We start from the raw sequence: 17,807 nt of genomic DNA on the forward strand, positions 1-17,807 counted from the left end.
CGCCCGCCGGCACCGTCTCGCACCGGGTGCCGGCACCGCGAGGCACCGCCGTCGAAGCCGGGGCCCTCGTTCCCTCCCCGCCCGCACCTCGCCCTTCCGGAGGCCCTCATGGGCGCACCTACCTGGCCCAACCTGCTGAGCGCCCTGCTGCGGGGCGACGAGTTGACGGCGCAGGACACGGCCTGGGCCATGGGCGAGATCATGGCGGGCAACGCCACCCCGGTCCAGGTGGCCGGCTTCGCGGTGGCGCTGCGGGCCAAGGGTGAGACCCCCACCGAGCTGGCCGGCCTGGTCGACGCGATGCTCGCCAGCGCGACCGTCGTCGACCTGCCCGAGGACGTCCGGGCGGACGCCGTCGACGTGGTCGGCACCGGCGGCGACCGGGCGCACACGGTGAACATCTCCACGATGGCCGCGATCATCGTGGCCGCCTCGGGCGTCAAGGTCGTCAAGCACGGCAACCGCGCCGCCTCGTCCGCCTGCGGCACGGCGGACCTGCTGGAGTACTTCGGCATCCCGCTGGACCTCGGGCCGCAGGGGGTGGCGCGGACGGTGTCGGAGGCCGGCATCGGCTTCTGCTTCGCGGCGCGCTTCCACCCCGGGATGCGGCACGCCGCGGTCACCCGGCGCGAGCTGGGCCACCCGACGTTCTTCAACGTGCTGGGCCCGCTGACCAACCCGGCTCGTCCGCGCAACGCGGCCGTGGGCTGCTTCGATCAGCGGATGGCCCCGGTGATGGCCGAGGTCTTCGCCCGTAGAGGCGACTCGGCGCTGGTGATGCGCGGCGAGGACGGCCTGGACGAGTTCACGACTGCCGCGCCCACCCGGGTGTGGATCGTGAGCAACGGCTCGGTCACCGAGTCCGTGGTCGACGCCACCGCCTTCGGGGTGCCCCGCAGCAACCCGGGCGACCTGCGCGGCGGCGACGCCGCCTTCAACGCGGACGCGGCGCTCAAGATGTTCGCCGGCGAGCGCGGCCCGGTGCGCGACGCGGTGCTGGTCAACGCCGCGGCGGCGTTGGCGGTCCACGCCGGCTTCCCCGGGACCTTCGAGGACACCATGCGCGCCGGCCTGGCCCGCGCCGCCGAGACGGTGGACTCGGGCGCGGCGACGGCCCTCCTCGGCCGCTGGGTCGAGGCCGCGAAGGCAGCCAAGTCCACCGAGTCCTGAGGCCCGCGGCACCACGGCCCGGAGACCCGCCGCCACCGGGCCGGAACGCCAGTTGTATGACCTTTTGCGGACCCGAGACACGCCGGGGCGCATCCACCCGTGGCCCGGGACATCGTGACAACGTTTGAATGACATTCGGGTAATTCCACCTTCCGGCGAAGAGGAGCCACCCGTGCAGGAACGTGAACTGCGCTGCGTCATCTGCGACGCCGAGATGCCGTTCGAGGTGCCGCCGTGCACCGACGGGCACGGCGCCGACTGCCCCGAGCTGGTCTGCACCCGCTGCGACGCCGCCGAGATCCTGGCGCCGCTGGAGGTACGCGTCTGGCTGCGCCCGGACAACCACCGCATCGCGCCGCTGCAACGCCGGGCCGCCTGACCCGAGCGCCGCCGCAACGCCAGGCCGCCCCACCCGAGCGCTGCGTGAGAAGAGCGCGGCGGGCACCCCTGGATGGCTTGTGAGGGTCGCCGGGCCCGCAGCGGCGAGCTGAGCGGGCGGGAGACAGCAACGACGAAGGCCCGCACCCTCGCGCAGGGTGCGGGCCTTCGTCGTGCGTTCGGTCAGTGCTCGGCGGGGTGCCGGCTGCCCGAGTAGTACTCGAAGAGCAGGCCGCACGCCGCGAAGATCACCGCGATCAGGCCGGCGCCGATCAGCCACCACTGCCAGAACACCAGGCCCAGCGCCGCGACGGCCGCGGCCAGCGCCAGGCCGAAGGGCCAGTAGCTGCCCGGGCTGAAGAAGCCGACCTCGCCCGCGGCGTCGGCGATCTCGCCGTCCGGGCGGTCCTCCGGGCGCAGGTCGATGCGGCGGGCGACGAACCAGAAGAAGCCGCCGCACATCGAGCAGAGCAGGCCCGACAGCAGCAGGGCGACGGTGCCGACCCACTCGACGCGGCCGACCTCGCCGTTGGTGTAGCTGGCGTACACGATGGCCGCGCCGAAGAGGAAGGCGGCGACACCCGCGAAGATCTTGTATTCGGTCTTCACAGCGTGCTCCTACTTCCCTGCGGCGACGGTGTTGGGGGTGTCGCCCGACTGGTTCCACGACTGGCCGTGGCGACGGGTGTCGAACGGACGGGTCGTCACGGCGAAGCGCTCGTCACCGGTGTAGCCGATCGCGGCCATCGCGTCCTGCGTGCTGGCACCGGACTGCTTGGCGGCCAGGAACTGGTCGAACTTCTGCGGGGAGACCACCACGAGCTCGAACTGCATGAACGCGTGGTACGTGCCGCAGAGCTCGGCGCAGCGGCCTACGTACCGGCCTTCCTTGTCGAGCGTCACCTCGAACACGTTGCGGGTGTTGCCGGGGAACACGTCCCGCTTGAACAGCATCTCCGGCACCCAGAACGAGTGGATGACGTCCCGGCTGGTCTCCTCGAACCGGATCTTGCGTCCGGTCGGGAGCACGAGCAGCGGGATGACGTCGGACGAGCCCAGCGTCGAGGCGACCGTCTTCGCGTCCTTGCCGGGCGCGTCACGGTAGTTGAACTGCCAGTTCCACTTGAACGCGACGACCTCGACGGTCTGGTCCGGCTTGGCCGAGAGCTTGTCCACATCGGTCTGCACGATCGCGGTGTAGTAGAACAGCACGGCGACGATCAGCACGGGAGTGACCGTGTACAGGACCTCCATCGGCATGTTGAACCGCGTCTGCACCGGCAGGCTGTCGCCCCGCTTGCGGTAGCGGATCACGCACCAGAAGATCAGGCCCCACACGAAGATGCCGACGACCAGGGCCGCGATGACCGCGGCGATCCAGAGGTCGTACATGGTGTGGGCCTGCTCGGTGATGCCGTGCCGCGGCCAGCCGAAGCCACCGAGCTTGTCACCGATGTCGTTCGCGGAACAGCCGGACAGCAGGGCCAGCAGCATGGCACCACCGACACCGAGCCCGGCTAGCCGTACGACGCGCGGCCGTGCGACCGAACTCCTTGAGACCACCTGCTCCTGCCTCCCTAGAGCACCGCCCGGTGCGACGAATCCGGACACCGGCGGCAAGGTGTCACCGACGGTCGCACACTACTCGACCAGGCCGTGCCGCCCGGCTACCGGGGGTCGGATCTTCGCCCGGCCGTGCATACCCCTGATCCTGTGGACGATACCGTTCCGTGGGTGGAATACACGGCGGAACAAGCCGCTGCCCCCGCGTACCTGGACGCGGCGACCGCCGCACCCCTGCATCCGGTGGCCCGGCAGGCGCTGACGGCCGCGCTGGAGGACGGCTGGGCCGATCCGGACCGGCTGCACGCCGCGGGCCGGCGGGCGCAACGGCTGAGGGAGGCGGCGACGGCCACCGTCGCGGACGCCCTGGGGGTACGCGCGGACGAGGTGACCTTCCTGTCCTCGGGTACGGCCGCAGCCCACGCCGCGGTGCTGGGCGGCCTCGCCGGACGCGCGCGAGCAGGCAGAACGTTCGTCCACTCCGCCATCGAGCACTCCGCAGTGCTGCACGCGGCGGCCCGGCACGGCGACTCCGCCGAGGTCGGTGTGGACCTTCGGGGACGGCTCGACCTGGACGCCTGGCGCACCGCGGTGAGCGGGCCGGGGGTCGCGCTGGCCGGCCTGATCAGCGCCAGCCACGAGGTGGGAACCGTGCAGCCGGTCGCGGCGGCGGCCGAGGCGTGCGCGGAGGCGGGGGTGCCGCTGTACGTCGACGCCGCCCAGTCCGTCGGTCACGCTCCGGTGCCACCGGGCTGGTCGCTGCTCACCGCCAGTGCGAGGAAGTGGGGCGGTCCGCCGGGGGTGGGACTCCTCGTGGTCCGTAAAGGCACGCGCTGGCTGTCCCCGTACCCTGGTGATGATCTTCACAGGCCGCGGCCGCAGGGCGCGCTCGATCTGCCGGCCGTCGTCGCGGCCGCGGCGAGCCTGCGGGCCGTCCTGGCCGAGGCGCAGACCGAAGCGGTACGCCTCTCCGCCCTGGTGGACCGCATCAGGGCGACCGTCGCGGCGACCGTGCCCGACGTGGAGGTCGTCGGCGATCCGGCCGAACGGCTGCCGCACCTGGTGACGTTCTCCTGCCTGTACGTGGACGGCGAGGCGCTGCTGCACGCCCTGGACCGGCACGGCTTCGCGGTGTCCTCGGGCTCGTCGTGCACCGCGTCGACGCTGCGGCCCAGTCACGTGCTGGAGGCGATGGGTGTGCTGAGCCACGGCAACGTCCGGGTGTCGCTGCACCGCGGCACCACGGAGGCCGACGTGGACCGTTTCCTCGCGGTGCTGCCCGGCGTGGTGGCCGGCATCCGGAAGGAGGCGGGGATGTGATCGAGGTGGACTCGCGGGGCCGGCGCTGCCCGCTGCCGATCATCGACCTGGCGCGGCGGATGCCGTCCGTGCCGGTCGGGGAAGTGGTCCGGGTGCTCGCCGACGATCCCGCGGCCGCGAACGACATCCCGGCCTGGTGCCGGATGAAGGGCCAGGAGTACGTGGGCAGCCCGGCGGAGGGCGCCTACGACGTGCGGCGGCTCAGCTGAGGTAGTCCACGACCGGGCCCACCGGCTCCTTCGCCAGGTACGTGTCGACGACCAGGCGCGGGCCGAGGTACGGCTCGTACTCCCCCTGCCGCTCCAGCACCCGCACCCAGTCGGGGACGCCGTCGTGTGCCCGGGCGGCGTACCGGGTCTCGACCCGGCGGCGGTGTTCGGCGTCGTCGCCGCAGACCACCTCGACGACCCGTAGCGGGACGCCGAGGCGGTCAGCGAGATCGGTCCAGAGCTGCCGGGCCGCCTTCACCGGGTTCACCGCGTCGATGATCACGCTGTGGCCCATGGCGAGCTGCGTCTCGGCGAGCGCCGCCACCACCCCGTACGCGGCATAGCCGGGACGGGGCTCGGTGACGTCGTACGCCTGCAGCGTGAAGTCGACGGTGTCCACGGCCAGCACAGCGGCCGGCAGCGCCGCCCCCACCTGCGCGGCGAGCGTGCTCTTACCCACGCCCGGCAGGCCGGCGAAGACGGCGAGGACCATGGTCAGGCGACGGGCAGGTACGGCTGGACGTCGGCGGCGGCCTGGTCGCCGTACGAGTCGGCGAGGCGCTTGAGGAAGAAGTCCGCCTTGACGTCGTACTCCTGCGGGCCGACGGTCTCCAGGACCAGCGCGGCGACCAGCGAGCCCACCTGGGCGGCCCGCTCGAGGCCCAGCCCCCAGCTGATCGCGGCGAAGAACCCGGCCCGGAAGCCGTCGCCGACGCCGGTGGGGTCGTCGGGCACGACGTCGCGCGCGACCGGCACGTGCACCCGCTCGATGTCGCGGCCCGTGATCTCCACACCGTCCTTGCCCAGCGTGGTGACCCGGATGCGGACGTGCTCGAGCACCTGGTCGGCGGTGAGGCCGGCCTTGGTCTCCAGCAGGGACCGCTCGTAGTCGTTGGTCAGCAGGTACTCCGCGCCCTGGATCAGCGACATGACGTCGCTGCCCTCCATGCGGGCGAGCTGCTGGGACGGGTCGGCGGCGAACGCGTACCCGCGGGTGCGGCACTCCTGCGAGTGGCGGATCATCGCGGCCGGGTCGTTGGCGCTGACCAGCACGAGGTCGAGGCCGCCGGCGCGCTCCGCGACCGGTTCGAGCTCGATGTTGCGGGCCTCGCTCATCGCGCCCGCGTAGAACGAGGCGATCTGGTTGAGGTCGTCGTCGGTGGTGCAGACGAAGCGCGCGGTGTGCGCGACCTCGCTGACGTGCACCGAGTCGCAGTCGACCCCGTGACGCTCCAGCCAGGATCGGTAGTCGGCGAAGTCCACGCCGACGGCGCCGACCAGGATCGGGCGCAGGCCCAGCTTGCCCATCCCGTACGCGATGTTCGACGCCACGCCGCCGCGCCGCACGACCAGGTCGTCGACGAGGAAGGACAGCGAGACCTTGTGCAACTGGTCGGCGATGAGCTGTTCGGCGAACTTGCCGGGGAAGTGCATCAGGTGGTCGGTGGCGATCGAGCCGGTGACGGCGATCTTCATGTCGGCCCTCGGGGTCGGGTGCGATTACCCCCGGAGCCTACCGGCCGTTGCCCGGGACGACACTCCCGCGTCACACGCGTCGCATGCAGCAGCCTTCAGTCGGTTTGTGGGCGGTGGTGGGGTGGTTGGACGGGGAGGCCGTCCGTTCCCGGGGGAACGGACGGCCTCGATGTGCTGCAGGCGGGCGGCTCAGTGGAAGGAGTCGCCGCAGGCGCAGGAGTTCTGCGCGTTGGGGTTGTCGATGGTGAAGCCCTGGGCGTCGATGCGGTCCGCGAAGTCGATCGTCGCGCCCGCGAGGTACGGCGAGCTCATCCGGTCGACGACGACCTCGACGCCGTCGAAGTCGCTGACGATGTCACCGTCGAGCGAGCGCTCGTCGAAGAACAGCTGGTACCGCAGGCCGGAACAGCCACCGGGCTGCACGGCGATGCGCAGGCGCAGGTCGTCGCGGCCTTCCTGCTCGATCAGGGCCTTGACCTTGGTCGCCGCGACGTCGGTCAAAATGACGCCGGTCGGCGCGGCCGTGGTGGCCTCGGTCGACTCGGTGTGCGCTTCAGTAGACACGTGCGGTTCTCCCTGCAGGTCCGGTGATGTGCCGTACCGGCCAACGCTAGCTCTCTCAGGCCGTATTCCCAATCCGGGTGGCCGAGATGTCCGACACCGCGCGTCAGCGGCTCCACTGCCGGGCGAGGCGGGCCGCGACCTCGCGCAGGCCGCGGGCCGGCTCGGCGAGTGCCCGTTCCTCCGAGCCGAAGTGCTCGACCAGGGCGTACGTCTCCGTGACCCCGGCGGCGGCCGCCTCGCGGTAACCCGTCTCGTTGCGCCCCGCGACGACCACGCACGGAAGCCCACGGTCGCGGGCGCCGTTCGCGATGCCGGCGGCGACCTTGCCGCGCAGCGACTGGTGGTCGAAGGACCCCTCCCCCGTGATCACGAGGCCGGCGCGGTCCAGCTGCTCCTCCAGGCCGATGAGCCGGGTGACCAGGCCGATGCCCGAGACCACCCGGCCGCCGAGCGCCAGCAGCGCCGCGCCGAGGCCACCGGCCGCGCCCGCGCCGGGCGTCAGGGCCAGGTTGTCGACCCCGAACGCCTTCTCGAGCACGCCCGAGAAGTGCTCGAGGGCGGCGTCGAGGCGCAGCACGTCCTCCCTGGTGGCACCCTTCTGCGGGCCGTACACGTTGCTGGCGCCGTGCAGGCCGAGCAGCGGGTTGTCGACGTCCGTGGCGGCGACCAGGCTGACCTGGCGCAGCTGGGGCGGACCTTCGAGGCGGGCCGCCGCGCCGAGGACCGCGCCGCCGTACGGCAGGGCGTACCCGCTCTCGTCGACCGGTCCGGCGCCGAGCGCGGCCAGCATGCCCGCGCCCGCGTCGTTGACGGCGGAACCGCCCAGCCCCACCACGACCTCGGTGGCGCCCGCCTCGACCGCGGCGGCGAGCAGCAGGCCCAGCCCGTACGAGGTGGCGACGTTGGGGTTGCGCTCCTCCTCGGTCAGAAGATGCAGGCCGCAGGCCTGCGCGCTCTCCACGTACGCGGTGGAGCCGGCGAGCAGGACCTCACCGCGCGCCGGACGGCCGAGCGGATCGACGGTGGCGACCGGGATGCGCCGCCCGTCAAGCGCCGCCGCCAGCACCTCCACGAAGCCGGGGCCGCCGTCGGAGAGCGGGCGCAGCACGCACTCGTCGCCGGGAGCGGTCTCGTGCCAGCCCTCGGCGAGCGCGGCGGCGACCTCGGAGGCGGTCAGCGTCCCGGCGAACTTGTCCGGACAGATGAGTACGCGCACGAGGAGAAAGTACAGGTTTCGCTCAGGTGCGTCGGGCAACGTTAAGGCATGCCCACCCTCATGCAGCGCGTGCAGAAGTTCCTCCGCAGCCCTCAGGGGCAGCGGCTCGTCGATCAGGGCCGGCGCCAGCTGGCCAAGCCCGAGAACCAGGCCCGTCTCCGTAAGCTGGCCACCCGCTTCCAGAACCGCCGCCGCTGAGTGGTTCAGAACACCTGATCGACGCTCTTGGCGGGCGCAACGTTGTGGAAACATGGGTGCCGTGACCTCGACGTGGACGGAACCCGAGAACACGCCACTCGCGCTGCTCCTGCTCGGCCAGGGCACCGACCCGGCCAGTGAGCGCGGCGTCGACTGCCCGGGCGACCTGCCCGCGCCGAGCGACCCCGACTTGGTGGCCCGCGCAACCGCCGCCAAGGCCGCCCTCGGCGACCGCGTCTTCGTGCTGGGCCACCACTACCAGCGCGACGAGGTCATCCAGTTCGCCGACGTCACCGGCGACTCGTTCAAGCTGGCCCGCGAGGCTGCCGCCCGGCCCGCCGCCGAGTTCATCGTCTTCTGCGGCGTGCACTTCATGGCCGAGAGCGCCGACATCCTGACCGGTCCCGCGCAGAAGGTCGTGCTCCCCGACCTGGCCGCCGGCTGCTCGATGGCCGACATGGCCGTCCTGGGCCAGGTCGAGGCCGCCTGGGACGAGTTCACCGACCTGGGCATCGCCGGCGACGTGGTCCCCGTGACCTACATGAACAGCTCGGCGGACATCAAGGGCTTCGTCGGGCGCAACGGCGGCGTGGTGTGCACCTCCTCCAACGCCAAGCGCGCCCTGACCTGGGCGTTCGAGCAGGGTCAGAAGGTGTTCTTCCTCCCCGACCAGCACCTGGGCCGCAACACCGCGGTGCTCGACATGGGCTTCTCCCTCGACGACTGCGTGCTCTGGGATCCGCACAAGCCGCACGGCGGGCTCACGCCGGAGCAGCTGCGCGACGCGAAGATGATCCTCTGGCGGGGGCACTGCTCGGTGCACGGCCGCTTCACGATCGACAGCGTCCGCGAGGTGCGCGAACGGGTCCCCGGCGTCACCGTCCTCGTCCACCCGGAGTGCCGGCACGAGGTCGTCCGCGCCGCCGACCAGGTCGGCTCGACCGAGTACATCATCAAGGCGCTGGACAACGCGCCCGCCGGATCGGCCTGGGCGATCGGCACGGAGCTCAACCTGGTGCGCCGGCTCGCCCTCGCGCACCCGGACAAGCAGATCATGTTCCTGGACCGGACGGTCTGCTACTGCTCCACGATGAACCGCATCGATCTCCCGCATCTCGTGTGGTCGCTCGAGGAGCTCGTGGCGGGGCGCGTCCCGAACCAGATCACCGTCGACGAGGACACGGCGAAGTACGCCCGGGTGGCTCTCGACCAGATGCTCGCTCTGCCGTAACCCGGCTGCCGCCCCAACCGCCCGCCCTCGACCGGAAACCCCGATTCCGTCACCCTGAGTGACAGGCGATGAGCCGAGCGCTCCGCCGTACCTTTTTGTTGGCTTAATCATCAGGGATTCGTGCCGCGCTGGGCGATCTGGTGATTTCTGCAACGGTCACTCAGGGCTATGCTGCCCGGGCGGCTGCCGCGGGGTACCCCCACCCGTGAGGCAGCACCCCTACTCGCTCGGGCGCGTCGATGCGCCCCTTTCGGAGGTTGCGTTGACCGACGACGTCCTGGCCGTACACGGCGGTACGCCGCTGCACGGGCAGATCCGGGTCCGTGGCGCCAAGAACCTGGTCTCGAAGGCCATGGTGGCCGCCCTGCTGGGCGAGACACCGAGCCGCCTCTTCGACGTACCGCGCATCCGCGACGTGGAGGTCGTCCGCGGGCTGCTCGGCCTGCACGGCGTGAAGGTGTCCGACGGCGCCGACGAGGGCGAACTCGTCATGGACCCCACGAACGTGGAGAGCGCCAGCAGCGACCAGATCAACGTGCACGCCGGCTCGTCGCGGATCCCGATCCTGCTCTGCGGGCCGCTGCTGCACCGGCTCGGGCACGCGTTCATCCCCGACCTGGGTGGCTGCCACATCGGCCCGCGCCCGATCGACTTCCACATCCAGGCGCTGCGCCAGTTCGGCGCGATCGTCGACAAGACCCCCGAGGGCATGCACCTGACCGCGCCCAACGGGCTGCACGGCACGAAGCTCGAGCTGCCGTACCCGAGCGTCGGCGCCACCGAGCAGGTGCTGCTCACGGCCGTCCGCGCCGAGGGCGTCACCGAGCTGCGCAACGCGGCGATCGAGCCGGAGATCATCGACCTCATCTGCGTGCTGCAGAAGATGGGCGCGATCATCACCGTGCACACCGACCGGGTCATCGAGGTCCTCGGCGTGCCCCGCCTGCACGGCTACAGCCACAAGCCCATCCCCGACCGCATCGAGGCCGCCAGCTGGGCCGCCGCCGCGCTCGCCACCCGCGGCGAGATCGAGGTGCTCGGCGCCCAGCAGGCCGACATGATGACGTTCCTCAACATCTTCCGCTCGATCGGCGGCCAGTTCGAGATCACCGATGCCCGCGTGGGGCGCCCCGGGGTCGGGACGGTCGAGGGCGGCATCAAGTTCTGGCACCCTGGCGGCGAGTTGCAGGCCGTCGCGCTGGAGACCGACGTCCACCCCGGCTTCATGACCGACTGGCAGCAGCCCCTGGTGGTCGCCCTGACCCAGGCCCGCGGCCTGTCGATCATGCACGAGACGGTGTACGAGCAGCGCCTGGGCTACACCGAGGCGCTGAACTCGATGGGCGCCACGATCCAGGTGTACCGCGACTGCCTCGGCGGCACCCCCTGCCGCTTCGGCCGCCGCAACTTCAAGCACTCCGCGGTCATCGCCGGCCCGAGCAAGCTGCACGCCGCCGACCTCGTCATCCCGGACCTGCGCGCCGGCTTCAGCCACCTGATCGCGGCGCTGGCGGCCGAGGGTACGTCCCGGGTCTACGGCGTCGACCTGATCAACCGCGGCTACGAGGACTTCGAGGGCAAGCTCGCCGCGCTGGGTGCGCACGTCGAGCGCATCTGATCATCCGTACGCCCCGGCCGCGCCGCCTGTCCACAGGGATGGGCGGCGCGGTTTCAGGTTTGGTGCGGCTCTTGGCTACGCTGCTGGGGTGTCCTCGCTGTTTCGCCGCAAGTCCGCCGATCTGGTCGCCGACGCCACCTCCACGGTGACGCCCGAGCCGGACACCACGCCGCGCCCCAAGGGCTACACGCCGTCGAAGAAGGAGCTCGGCAAGGAGACGCCGAAACGGCAGAGCTCCCAACGCCGGCCCGGCACGGTGGCGGCCCCGGCCAACCGCCGCGAGGCGTACAAGCAGATGCGCGAACGCCAGCGCGCCGAACGGGCCGAGGCCTCCGAAGGCATGCGCTCCGGCGACGAGCGCTACCTGCTCGCCCGCGACCGAGGCCCGGAACGCCGCCTGGTCCGCGACATCGTCGACTCCCGCCGCACGGCCGGCACCTGGTTCTTCGTCGGCGCGATCATCGTCTTCATCGGCTCCACCGGCAAGATGCCCTACCAGGTCCAGCTCGCGGCCAACCTGCTCTGGGCGATCCTCGCCATCAGCGTGATCGTCGACAGCATCCTGATCTCCCGGCGCATCAAGAAGCGGGTGACGGAGAAGTACCCGAACACGACCCAGCGGATGGGCTCGCTGTACATGTACGGCATCATGCGAGCGCTGACGTTCCGGCGGATGCGGGTGCCCAAGCCGCAGGTGGAGCTCGGCACCAAGATCTGAGCCAGCCAGCCAGCCAGCCGGGCGGGGGCCGGCAGGCCGAGCCGGGCTGCCGGGTCGGGCCGCCAGGCCGAGCCGGGCCGCCAGGCCGAGCCGGGCCGCCAGGCCGAGCCGGGCTGCCGGGTCGGGCCGCCAGGCCGAGCCGGGTCTAGCCGATCGCTACGGTCGGGTCGGCGAGCGGGTCACGGGACGCCGGCCAGGCGGAGCAGCGCCGCTGTGGCCGCGGCGGCCACGACCACCAGGACAAACGGTGCCCGGCGCCAGGCCAGGAGTGCGCCCACCGCGACGCCGGCCGGGCGGGCCGCTCCGGCGAACGCCGCTCCGTCCATCAGCGCGGCCGTCATCGCCAGCGCGGCCAGCAGGGTGGTCGCCGCCATCGGAAGCAGGCGCTGCACCGGTTCGGACAGGACGAGGCGGTCGCGGAGCAGCACCCCGCTGAGCCGCAACGTGTAGGTGCCCACACCCAGCACGATGATCGTGGCGATCAGCATGACGCCTCCGAGGGACAACGATCCGGCCCCGCAGCCGCGGACGGTGCGGGCCCGGCCGCCGCCGGCCCGGCCGACACCGAGTCGCCCACCGCAGGCACCGCCGCGGCCCGGTCGCCCACCGCAGGCACCGCCGCGGCCCGGTCACCCGCCGCCGACACCGCCGAGACCTGGTCACCCGCAGCCGGCATGCCCGAGACCCGGTCACCCGCCGCGGTCCGGTCACCCGCCGCGGCCCGGTCGTCCGCCGCCGGGGTTGAGGCTGCCCGCAGCCGCGGGATGAACAGGACAGCCAGCCCCAGCAGCGCGCACAGGACCGGCAGGCCGGCCGGCAGCACCGGCGTGGCCAGCACGGCCACCGCCGCCCCGGCCAGCGCCGCCGCGCGGGTCGGGCGGTCCCGGAGGGACGGCAGGATCAGCGCGATCAGGCCGGCCGGGAATGCCGCGTCCAGACCGAACGCCGCGGGGTCGCCCGTTGCGCCGCCGAGGAGGACGCCGAGCGCTGTGCCCGCGTTCCAGGATGTGAAGAGGGTGACGCCGATGAGCCAGTATGTGCGGCGTCGGCGGGCGGGGTCGGGTTCGCGGAGGGTGAAGGCGACGACCTCGTCCGTCATCAGGTGGCTGCCGAGGAGCCGGTCGCGCCAGCGGTCGCCGATGGTGGTGGAGACGGCCAGGCCGAACGGGAGGTGGCGGGCGTTAAGGAGCAGGCCCGCGATCACGGCCGCGACCGGATTGCCGGCGGCGATCAGGCCGACCGCGAGGAACTGGGCGCCGCCCGCGAACACCACGGTCGACATGGCGAACGGGACCCAGGTGGGGAGGCCGTACGCGATGGTGATCGCTCCGAACGAGGCGCCGACCGCGATCATTGCGGCGGCGATGGCGGCTGCGTCGCGGAGGAGCGCGCGGTCCACCGTTCGTTTTCGCGTACGCATAGTCCAGAATAATGAACGCCCACCGCGCCGTTCGTCAAACCGAACGAACCGACCGACGGAGTGAACATGTCGCAGCCCGCTCCCCCGCTCGCCACGATCGCCGCCGCCCTGCGCCGTGAGCGGGAGCGGGTGGGCATCTCGCTCGCCGAGCTGGCGCGCCGGGCGGGGCTGGCCAAGTCGACGCTGTCCCAGCTGGAGAACGGCACGGGCAATCCCAGCATCGAGACGCTCTGGTCGCTCGGCGTCGCGCTCGGGGTGCCGTTCAGCCGGCTGGTCGAACCGCCCGTTCCCGTCGTACGCGTGATCCGGGCCGCCGAGACCCCGCGTCTGCGAGCCGATCATGCCGATTTCGCGGCGAGCCTGCTCGCCGCCGGGTCGTCGCACACCCGGCGCGACCTGTACGTGATGGAGCTCGAGCCGGGCCAGCCACGCGAGGCGGAGGCGCACATCCCGGGCAGCGTGGAACACGTGGTCGTCGCCGCGGGACGGCTGCGTACGGGCCCGAGGGGCGAGTTCGTCGACCTGGGCCCCGGCGACTACGTGGCGTTCCCCGGCGACATCCCGCACCACTACGAGGCCCTCGAACCCGGCACCTGGGCCGTCCTCGTGATGGAGCACCGCTAGGGGGTGTCCTGCGGATCATGACGGCCTGCGCCGGGCCCAGCTTCCGCCTCGCGGCACGTGCCGAACGGCCGGATACAACCCGGTATCCGACCGCCCGCCACGCTTGCGACGCGAAACCTGGACCTCGGCTCGGCGTCGCCATGATCCGCAGGACACCCCCTAGGCGCGGTAGAGCCGGGCCACCACGTCCTCGATGTCCGGCTCGACGAGCGACAGGTCCCGCATCGACGCCAGCGTCGCCAGCTCCGCGACGACCGCACCCGCCGCGGACGACGACAGCAGGTCGAACGAGGCCCGATGGCCGTCCGCTTCGAGCGAGACCAGGTCGGCTCCCGGTACGGCGAACCCCGGCGGCAGCGGCGTGTCCAGGTCCACCACGAGCCGGCGGCGGGAACCGTACCGGGCGTGCAGGGCCTCGATCGTGCCGTCGTGCACCACCCGGCCGTGGTCGATCACCACGAGCCGGCGGCACAGCCGTTCGATGTCGGCCAGGTCGTGGGTGGTCAGCACCAGCGTCACGTCGCCCGTGGCGCCCAGCTCGGCGAGGAACGAGCGCACCGCCTGCTTGCTCACCACGTCGAGGCCGATCGTGGGCTCGTCGAGGAACAGCACCGACGGGCCGTGCAGCAGGGCGGCGGTCAGCTCGCCGCGCATCCGCTGGCCCAGCGACAGCTGCCGTACCGGGGTGTCCAGGAACTCGTCCAGGTCCAGCAGCGACCGGCAGCGCCGCAGGCGGGCGGCGTGCGCGTCGGGCGGCACCCGGTAGATGTGCCGCAGCAGCGCGAACGAGTCGCGCAGCGGCAGATCCCACCAGAGCTGCGAACGCTGCCCGAACACCACGCCGATCGTCAGCGCCAGGCGGGTGCGCTGCGGCACCGGCGCCAGCCCGCACACCGACACCTCCCCGGACGACGGCGTGAGGACGCCCGTGAGCATCTTCAGCGTCGTGGACTTGCCGGCGCCGTTCGGCCCGATGTAGCCGACCATCTCGCCCGCCTCCACGGTCAGGTCGATGCCCGCCACGGCCTCGACCGTCCGTTTCTCCCGGCGCAGGCGGCCCGTGCGGACCCGTACCGTGAAGTCCTTGCGCAGCCCGCGCATCGTGATCACGCTCATGAGCCCGTACTCCTGTAGTGCCTGATGCCGGCCCGCCACACGACGGCGGCGACGCCGGCCGCGACCAGCGCGACCAGCGGGGAGAGGAAGCCCGCCCCGGCGGGCAGACCCAGCGGGTCGGGGTGCTCCAGCAGCGTCAGCGCCGGCTGGTAGGCCACGAAACCGAACCCCATGCCGTACGCGAAGACCGCCCGGAACCAGCCCTCGAAGACGGGTACGGGGTACGCGGTGAAGTCCCGCCCGCCGTACGTGAAGGCGCTGCCGACCTCCCCGGACTCCACCCACCAGAACGCGAGGCTCGCGCTGGCCACGAAGATCGCGCCGAAGAACAGCGCGCCGGACAGCGGGGCGATCACGACCAGCGCCGCCCGCGCCGGCGTCCAGTCGACGTGGTTGAGGCGCAGCGCGGTGATCAGCACGGCGACCGCCACGGCCACGCGCAGCCCCTTGCGCAGCGGCATGTCCATCAGCACCAGCTGCGGCAACGCGCCGAGCGGGCGGGTCAGCACGGCGTCCATCGCGCCCGTGCGCACGTACGTCTTCAGCCGGTCGATGTTGCCCACCACGAGGTCGGCGGTGGCGAACCCGCACGACGACAGGCTCACCACGAGCAGACCCTCGCGCAGGGTGAAGCCGGCCACCGTGCGGGTTGCGCCGAACAGCACGAGCACGGCGACGACGTCCAGCACCGCCCCGAGGATGTTCGTGGCCAAGTCCACCGCGAACGACGCCCGGTAGGACGCCAGCGACCGCCACTGACCGAGGAACAGCGCACCGTACGCCCGCAGCTCACCCACCCTGGGCCACCAGGCGCTTCTCGGCGCGGCGCTGCACCACGGCGGCGAGGCCGAGCAGGGCGGCCGCCCACAGCGCCTGCAGGGCCACCAGCGCCGCCTGCACCGGGGCGGGATCGCGCTCGACCAGCACGTCCGCGGGGGTCTGGAGCAGGCCGGGGAACGGCGTACCGACCCACAGCGTGACCGCCAGCCAGTCCGGCAGGAACCGCAGCGGGAAGTACAGCCCGGCGAGCACGCCCGCGGACAGCACCCACAGCGTGATCGGGCCCCGGGCGTCGTGCAGCCAGTACGCCGTGGCGTTCACCAGGAACCGCAGCCCGAAACTGCCGATCACGGCGAGCAGCACGGACAGCGCGAACAACGGGACCGTGAACCAGCGGCTGGGGGCGTACAGATCGAAGAAAAGCGCGCCGACCGTGAGCGGCGGCAGGAAGCGGAAGATCATCGCGTGCGCGGCCCGCCCCAGGTCCGGGGCCAGATAGCCGATGACCGGGTGTACGGGGCGCAGCAGGTCGGCGGCCACGTCACCGGACCGGATCCGGTCGGCGAGCTCGGTCCAGCCCCACAACGACACTACGGTGAGCAATCCCTGCCCCACCCACACGAACGTGGCCAGCTGCTCAGCGTCATATCCGGCCGCCCGCCCACCGGCCGCGCCCGCCGCGACGGCGAGCAACACGTAACACCGCAGGAACCCGAAGACGGTGTTGGTGAACGATCCGGCTATCGTCGCCTGCCGGTAGGTTGCGTACCTCCGGAAACCCGACCATGAAAGCGCACCGAACGTAGTGACGCGGCCCCGGAACGGACGATCAGGAGAGATCCCAGGCACCCTGGCGTCGAGCCCGTTCACGCCGCTAATCTCCTTCCACAACCCCCGCAGCGGAGCCGGGCGACTGTACCCGGTGCCCCGCCCTGCCACCGAGCAATTTCCGACAAGGTGGATCGTCGTGACGCAGCGTAGTCAGTCATCGGGCAGCCTCCGGGTTGCCGGATGAACGGCTGGAGCTCACACCTCGGTGCCGGCGGCTGGGACGACGAACCCGCCTGGGTGTACGAGATCACCTGGGAATGGGAACCGCTGCCGGGCCAGCGCTACCCCGGCGACCCGGGCCGCCGCCGCGCGGTCCACCAACCGGTGTACGACGCCTCGGTCGCGGCCGAGGCGGCAGCGGCGTGGGACGCGGACTTCCGAGCCATCGCCCAAGCCTCGGCGCCACCCGCCCACCATCTCTCCCCGACCTCGGCGCCACCCGCCCACCCTCTCTCCCCCGCCTCGGCGCCACCCGCCCGTCCGATCTCCCCGGCGGCGGGCCGCGCGACCGTCGGCCGTCCACCGCAGCCCCCGCCGTCGTGGAACGGGCCGGAGGACTCCCCCGCGCCCGCCCGCCCGGCGGCCACTCCCCCACCCCCACCGGCCCCGCGGCGGGCCGAGCCGTCGTGGAACCGCCCGGTCCCGCTCCCCGACCGCCTGCCCGAGAACGACCCCCGCCAGTCCCGCCCGGCCGCGAACCCGCGCCGGCCCGCCGGCCCGCCGGAGGCCCAGCGCCCCGGCCGCGAACCGTCCCCGGCGCCGCGCCAACCGGCATCCGACGAGCAGTTCCACGACCCGCGCCCACCGGTATCCGACAACCAGTTCCACGGCCCGCGCCAGACGCCGCCGTACCGCTCGGCGCCACCGCCTCAGCCGACGCCGCGCCCGGCACCCCCGGACGCCCGCTACCCGGCGCCCCGCCCGGTACCGCCCGACCCGCGGTGGGCGGCCCCGGTCGACCCACGCCCCGGAACCCCGGAACCCTGGGTGCCACCGCGATCCGCGCCGCCGTCACCGGCCCCGGAAGCCTGGTCACCACCTGCGGCGGGCCGCTCCCGGCCGGAATCCGCCCCTTCCGCCGGGGACGGATGGTCCCGGCCGCATTCCGCGCCTCCTGCGGCGGAGGGCTGGACCCGGCCGGAGCCGGCACCTCGCGCGGGCGCCGGATGGTCACGCCCGGATTCGGCGACGCCCGCACCGGACGGCTGGTCGCGGCCCGAGTCCGCACCTCCCGCGGCGGGTGGTTGGTCGCGGCCGGAATCCGCACCTCCCGCAGTGGACCGGTCGCGGCCCGAGTCCGCACCTCCCGCAGCGGACCGGCCGCGGCCCGAGTCTGCGCCTCCCGTGCCGGATGGTTGGTCGCGGGCGCGGCCCG

At 72.6% G+C, this 17,807-nt stretch carries 20 protein-coding genes; 9 read left to right on the forward strand and 11 right to left on the reverse strand.

Annotated features, from left to right (window positions below; all coding sequences use genetic code 11):
- Nucleotides 1-108: 108 nt before the first annotated feature.
- Both trpD and IT780_RS34935 read left to right on the forward strand, forming a co-directional pair.
- The gene (gene trpD, locus IT780_RS34930; protein WP_199516114.1) at nucleotides 109-1,170 is read left to right on the forward strand and encodes an anthranilate phosphoribosyltransferase; all 1,062 of its coding nucleotides are present in this window, start codon (nucleotides 109-111) and stop codon (nucleotides 1,168-1,170) included.
- A gap of 172 nt (nucleotides 1,171-1,342) precedes the next feature.
- Entirely contained in the window at nucleotides 1,343-1,549 is a 207-nt protein-coding gene (locus IT780_RS34935) for a hypothetical protein (protein ID WP_199516115.1), read from the forward strand.
- Nucleotides 1,550-1,731: 182 nt separating this feature from the next.
- On the opposite strand, the gene IT780_RS34940 is transcribed toward IT780_RS34935, so the two are convergent.
- Both IT780_RS34940 and ctaC read right to left on the reverse strand, forming a co-directional pair.
- Nucleotides 1,732-2,157 carry a cytochrome c oxidase subunit 4 gene (locus IT780_RS34940; protein ID WP_199516116.1) on the reverse strand — a complete coding sequence of 142 codons (426 nt, stop codon included), beginning with the start codon at nucleotides 2,155-2,157 and terminating at the stop codon, nucleotides 1,732-1,734.
- 9 nt (nucleotides 2,158-2,166) lie between these two features.
- The gene (gene ctaC, locus IT780_RS34945) at nucleotides 2,167-3,111 is read right to left on the reverse strand and encodes an aa3-type cytochrome oxidase subunit II (protein ID WP_372443871.1); all 945 of its coding nucleotides are present in this window, start codon (nucleotides 3,109-3,111) and stop codon (nucleotides 2,167-2,169) included.
- 171 nt (nucleotides 3,112-3,282) lie between these two features.
- On the opposite strand from ctaC, the gene IT780_RS34950 reads away from it, so the two are divergent.
- On the forward strand, nucleotides 3,283-4,431 hold the full coding sequence (locus IT780_RS34950; RefSeq protein ID WP_199516118.1) for a cysteine desulfurase family protein: 1,149 nt from the start codon (nucleotides 3,283-3,285) through the stop codon (nucleotides 4,429-4,431).
- Nucleotides 4,428-4,640, forward strand: a complete 213-nt coding sequence (locus IT780_RS34955; RefSeq protein WP_199516119.1) for a sulfurtransferase TusA family protein — start codon at nucleotides 4,428-4,430, stop codon at nucleotides 4,638-4,640. The genes IT780_RS34950 and IT780_RS34955 overlap by 4 nt, the downstream gene beginning before the upstream one ends.
- On the opposite strand, the gene IT780_RS34960 is transcribed toward IT780_RS34955, so the two are convergent.
- The 4 genes from IT780_RS34960 to IT780_RS34975 all read right to left on the reverse strand — a co-directional run bounded on the left by IT780_RS34960 (nucleotide 4,633) and on the right by IT780_RS34975 (nucleotide 7,896).
- Nucleotides 4,633-5,133 (reverse strand): P-loop nucleotide/nucleoside kinase family protein, encoded by a 501-nt coding sequence (locus IT780_RS34960; protein WP_199516120.1) that lies wholly within the window; start codon nucleotides 5,131-5,133, stop codon nucleotides 4,633-4,635. The two genes, IT780_RS34955 and IT780_RS34960, sit on opposite strands and share 8 nt — an antisense overlap.
- Nucleotides 5,134-5,135: 2 nt before the next feature.
- Nucleotides 5,136-6,116, reverse strand: a complete 981-nt coding sequence (locus IT780_RS34965; protein ID WP_199516121.1) for a carbohydrate kinase family protein — start codon at nucleotides 6,114-6,116, stop codon at nucleotides 5,136-5,138.
- A gap of 189 nt (nucleotides 6,117-6,305) precedes the next feature.
- Nucleotides 6,306-6,680 (reverse strand): iron-sulfur cluster insertion protein ErpA, encoded by a 375-nt coding sequence (gene erpA / locus IT780_RS34970; RefSeq protein WP_199516122.1) that lies wholly within the window; start codon nucleotides 6,678-6,680, stop codon nucleotides 6,306-6,308.
- A 103-nt stretch (nucleotides 6,681-6,783) separates the two neighbouring features.
- Nucleotides 6,784-7,896, reverse strand: a complete 1,113-nt coding sequence (locus IT780_RS34975; protein ID WP_199516123.1) for a glycerate kinase family protein — start codon at nucleotides 7,894-7,896, stop codon at nucleotides 6,784-6,786.
- A 48-nt stretch (nucleotides 7,897-7,944) separates the two neighbouring features.
- Here IT780_RS34975 and IT780_RS34980 point away from each other — a divergent pair, with 48 nt between their 5' ends.
- The 4 genes from IT780_RS34980 (at nucleotide 7,945) to IT780_RS34995 (ending at nucleotide 11,661) form a co-directional block, all read left to right on the forward strand.
- Complete coding sequence (locus IT780_RS34980) at nucleotides 7,945-8,094, forward strand: hypothetical protein (protein ID WP_199516171.1); 150 nt, start codon at nucleotides 7,945-7,947, stop codon at nucleotides 8,092-8,094.
- 61 nt (nucleotides 8,095-8,155) lie between these two features.
- Nucleotides 8,156-9,325 carry a quinolinate synthase NadA gene (nadA, locus tag IT780_RS34985; protein WP_372443873.1) on the forward strand — a complete coding sequence of 390 codons (1,170 nt, stop codon included), beginning with the start codon at nucleotides 8,156-8,158 and terminating at the stop codon, nucleotides 9,323-9,325.
- A 262-nt stretch (nucleotides 9,326-9,587) separates the two neighbouring features.
- Nucleotides 9,588-10,943, forward strand: a complete 1,356-nt coding sequence (murA, locus tag IT780_RS34990) for a UDP-N-acetylglucosamine 1-carboxyvinyltransferase (protein WP_199516125.1) — start codon at nucleotides 9,588-9,590, stop codon at nucleotides 10,941-10,943.
- An 88-nt stretch (nucleotides 10,944-11,031) separates the two neighbouring features.
- Entirely contained in the window at nucleotides 11,032-11,661 is a 630-nt protein-coding gene (locus IT780_RS34995; protein WP_199516126.1) for a DUF3043 domain-containing protein, read from the forward strand.
- A gap of 179 nt (nucleotides 11,662-11,840) precedes the next feature.
- On the opposite strand, the gene IT780_RS35000 is transcribed toward IT780_RS34995, so the two are convergent.
- Together IT780_RS35000 and IT780_RS35005 are read right to left on the reverse strand one after the other, a co-directional pair.
- A complete protein-coding gene (locus tag IT780_RS35000) occupies nucleotides 11,841-12,149 on the reverse strand; it encodes an AzlD domain-containing protein (RefSeq protein WP_199516127.1) in 309 nt (102 codons plus the stop codon).
- Nucleotides 12,143-13,081: an AzlC family ABC transporter permease gene (locus IT780_RS35005; RefSeq protein ID WP_233413984.1), complete on the reverse strand. Its 939-nt coding sequence runs from the start codon at nucleotides 13,079-13,081 to the stop codon at nucleotides 12,143-12,145. Before IT780_RS35005 ends, IT780_RS35000 begins: the two co-directional genes overlap by 7 nt.
- A gap of 66 nt (nucleotides 13,082-13,147) precedes the next feature.
- Here IT780_RS35005 and IT780_RS35010 point away from each other — a divergent pair, with 66 nt between their 5' ends.
- Complete coding sequence (locus tag IT780_RS35010) at nucleotides 13,148-13,705, forward strand: helix-turn-helix domain-containing protein (RefSeq protein ID WP_199516128.1); 558 nt, start codon at nucleotides 13,148-13,150, stop codon at nucleotides 13,703-13,705.
- 159 nt (nucleotides 13,706-13,864) lie between these two features.
- Here the strand turns inward: IT780_RS35010 and IT780_RS35015 are convergent, their stop codons facing one another.
- From IT780_RS35015 to IT780_RS35025, 3 genes are read right to left on the reverse strand one after another with little or no spacing between them, the layout of a single operon-like run.
- A complete protein-coding gene (locus IT780_RS35015; protein WP_199516129.1) occupies nucleotides 13,865-14,821 on the reverse strand; it encodes an ABC transporter ATP-binding protein in 957 nt (318 codons plus the stop codon).
- Entirely contained in the window at nucleotides 14,818-15,618 is an 801-nt protein-coding gene (locus tag IT780_RS35020) for an ABC transporter permease (protein ID WP_199516130.1), read from the reverse strand. Before IT780_RS35020 ends, IT780_RS35015 begins: the two co-directional genes overlap by 4 nt.
- Nucleotides 15,611-16,297 carry an ABC transporter permease gene (locus IT780_RS35025; protein WP_307831534.1) on the reverse strand — a complete coding sequence of 229 codons (687 nt, stop codon included), beginning with the start codon at nucleotides 16,295-16,297 and terminating at the stop codon, nucleotides 15,611-15,613. Before IT780_RS35025 ends, IT780_RS35020 begins: the two co-directional genes overlap by 8 nt.
- Between the last annotated feature and the right edge of the window lie 1,510 nt (nucleotides 16,298-17,807).

Source organism: Nucisporomicrobium flavum (assembly GCF_016464385.1).
GTDB lineage: Bacteria > Actinomycetota > Actinomycetes > Mycobacteriales > Micromonosporaceae > Actinoplanes > Actinoplanes flavus_A.

Bases quoted from the DNA above. Each gene is read 5' to 3' on its own strand.
- trpD (WP_199516114.1), top strand. From the start codon at position 109: ATGGGCGCACCTACCTGGCCCAACCTGCTGAGCGCCCTGCTGCGGGGC.
- IT780_RS34960 (WP_199516120.1), bottom strand. From the start codon at position 5,133: ATGGTCCTCGCCGTCTTCGCCGGCCTGCCGGGCGTGGGTAAGAGCACG.
- IT780_RS34965 (WP_199516121.1), bottom strand. From the start codon at position 6,116: ATGAAGATCGCCGTCACCGGCTCGATCGCCACCGACCACCTGATGCAC.
- IT780_RS34980 (WP_199516171.1), top strand. From the start codon at position 7,945: ATGCCCACCCTCATGCAGCGCGTGCAGAAGTTCCTCCGCAGCCCTCAG.
- IT780_RS35000 (WP_199516127.1), bottom strand. From the start codon at position 12,149: ATGCTGATCGCCACGATCATCGTGCTGGGTGTGGGCACCTACACGTTG.
- IT780_RS35005 (WP_233413984.1), bottom strand. From the start codon at position 13,081: ATGCGTACGCGAAAACGAACGGTGGACCGCGCGCTCCTCCGCGACGCA.
- IT780_RS35010 (WP_199516128.1), top strand. From the start codon at position 13,148: ATGTCGCAGCCCGCTCCCCCGCTCGCCACGATCGCCGCCGCCCTGCGC.
- IT780_RS35015 (WP_199516129.1), bottom strand. From the start codon at position 14,821: ATGAGCGTGATCACGATGCGCGGGCTGCGCAAGGACTTCACGGTACGG.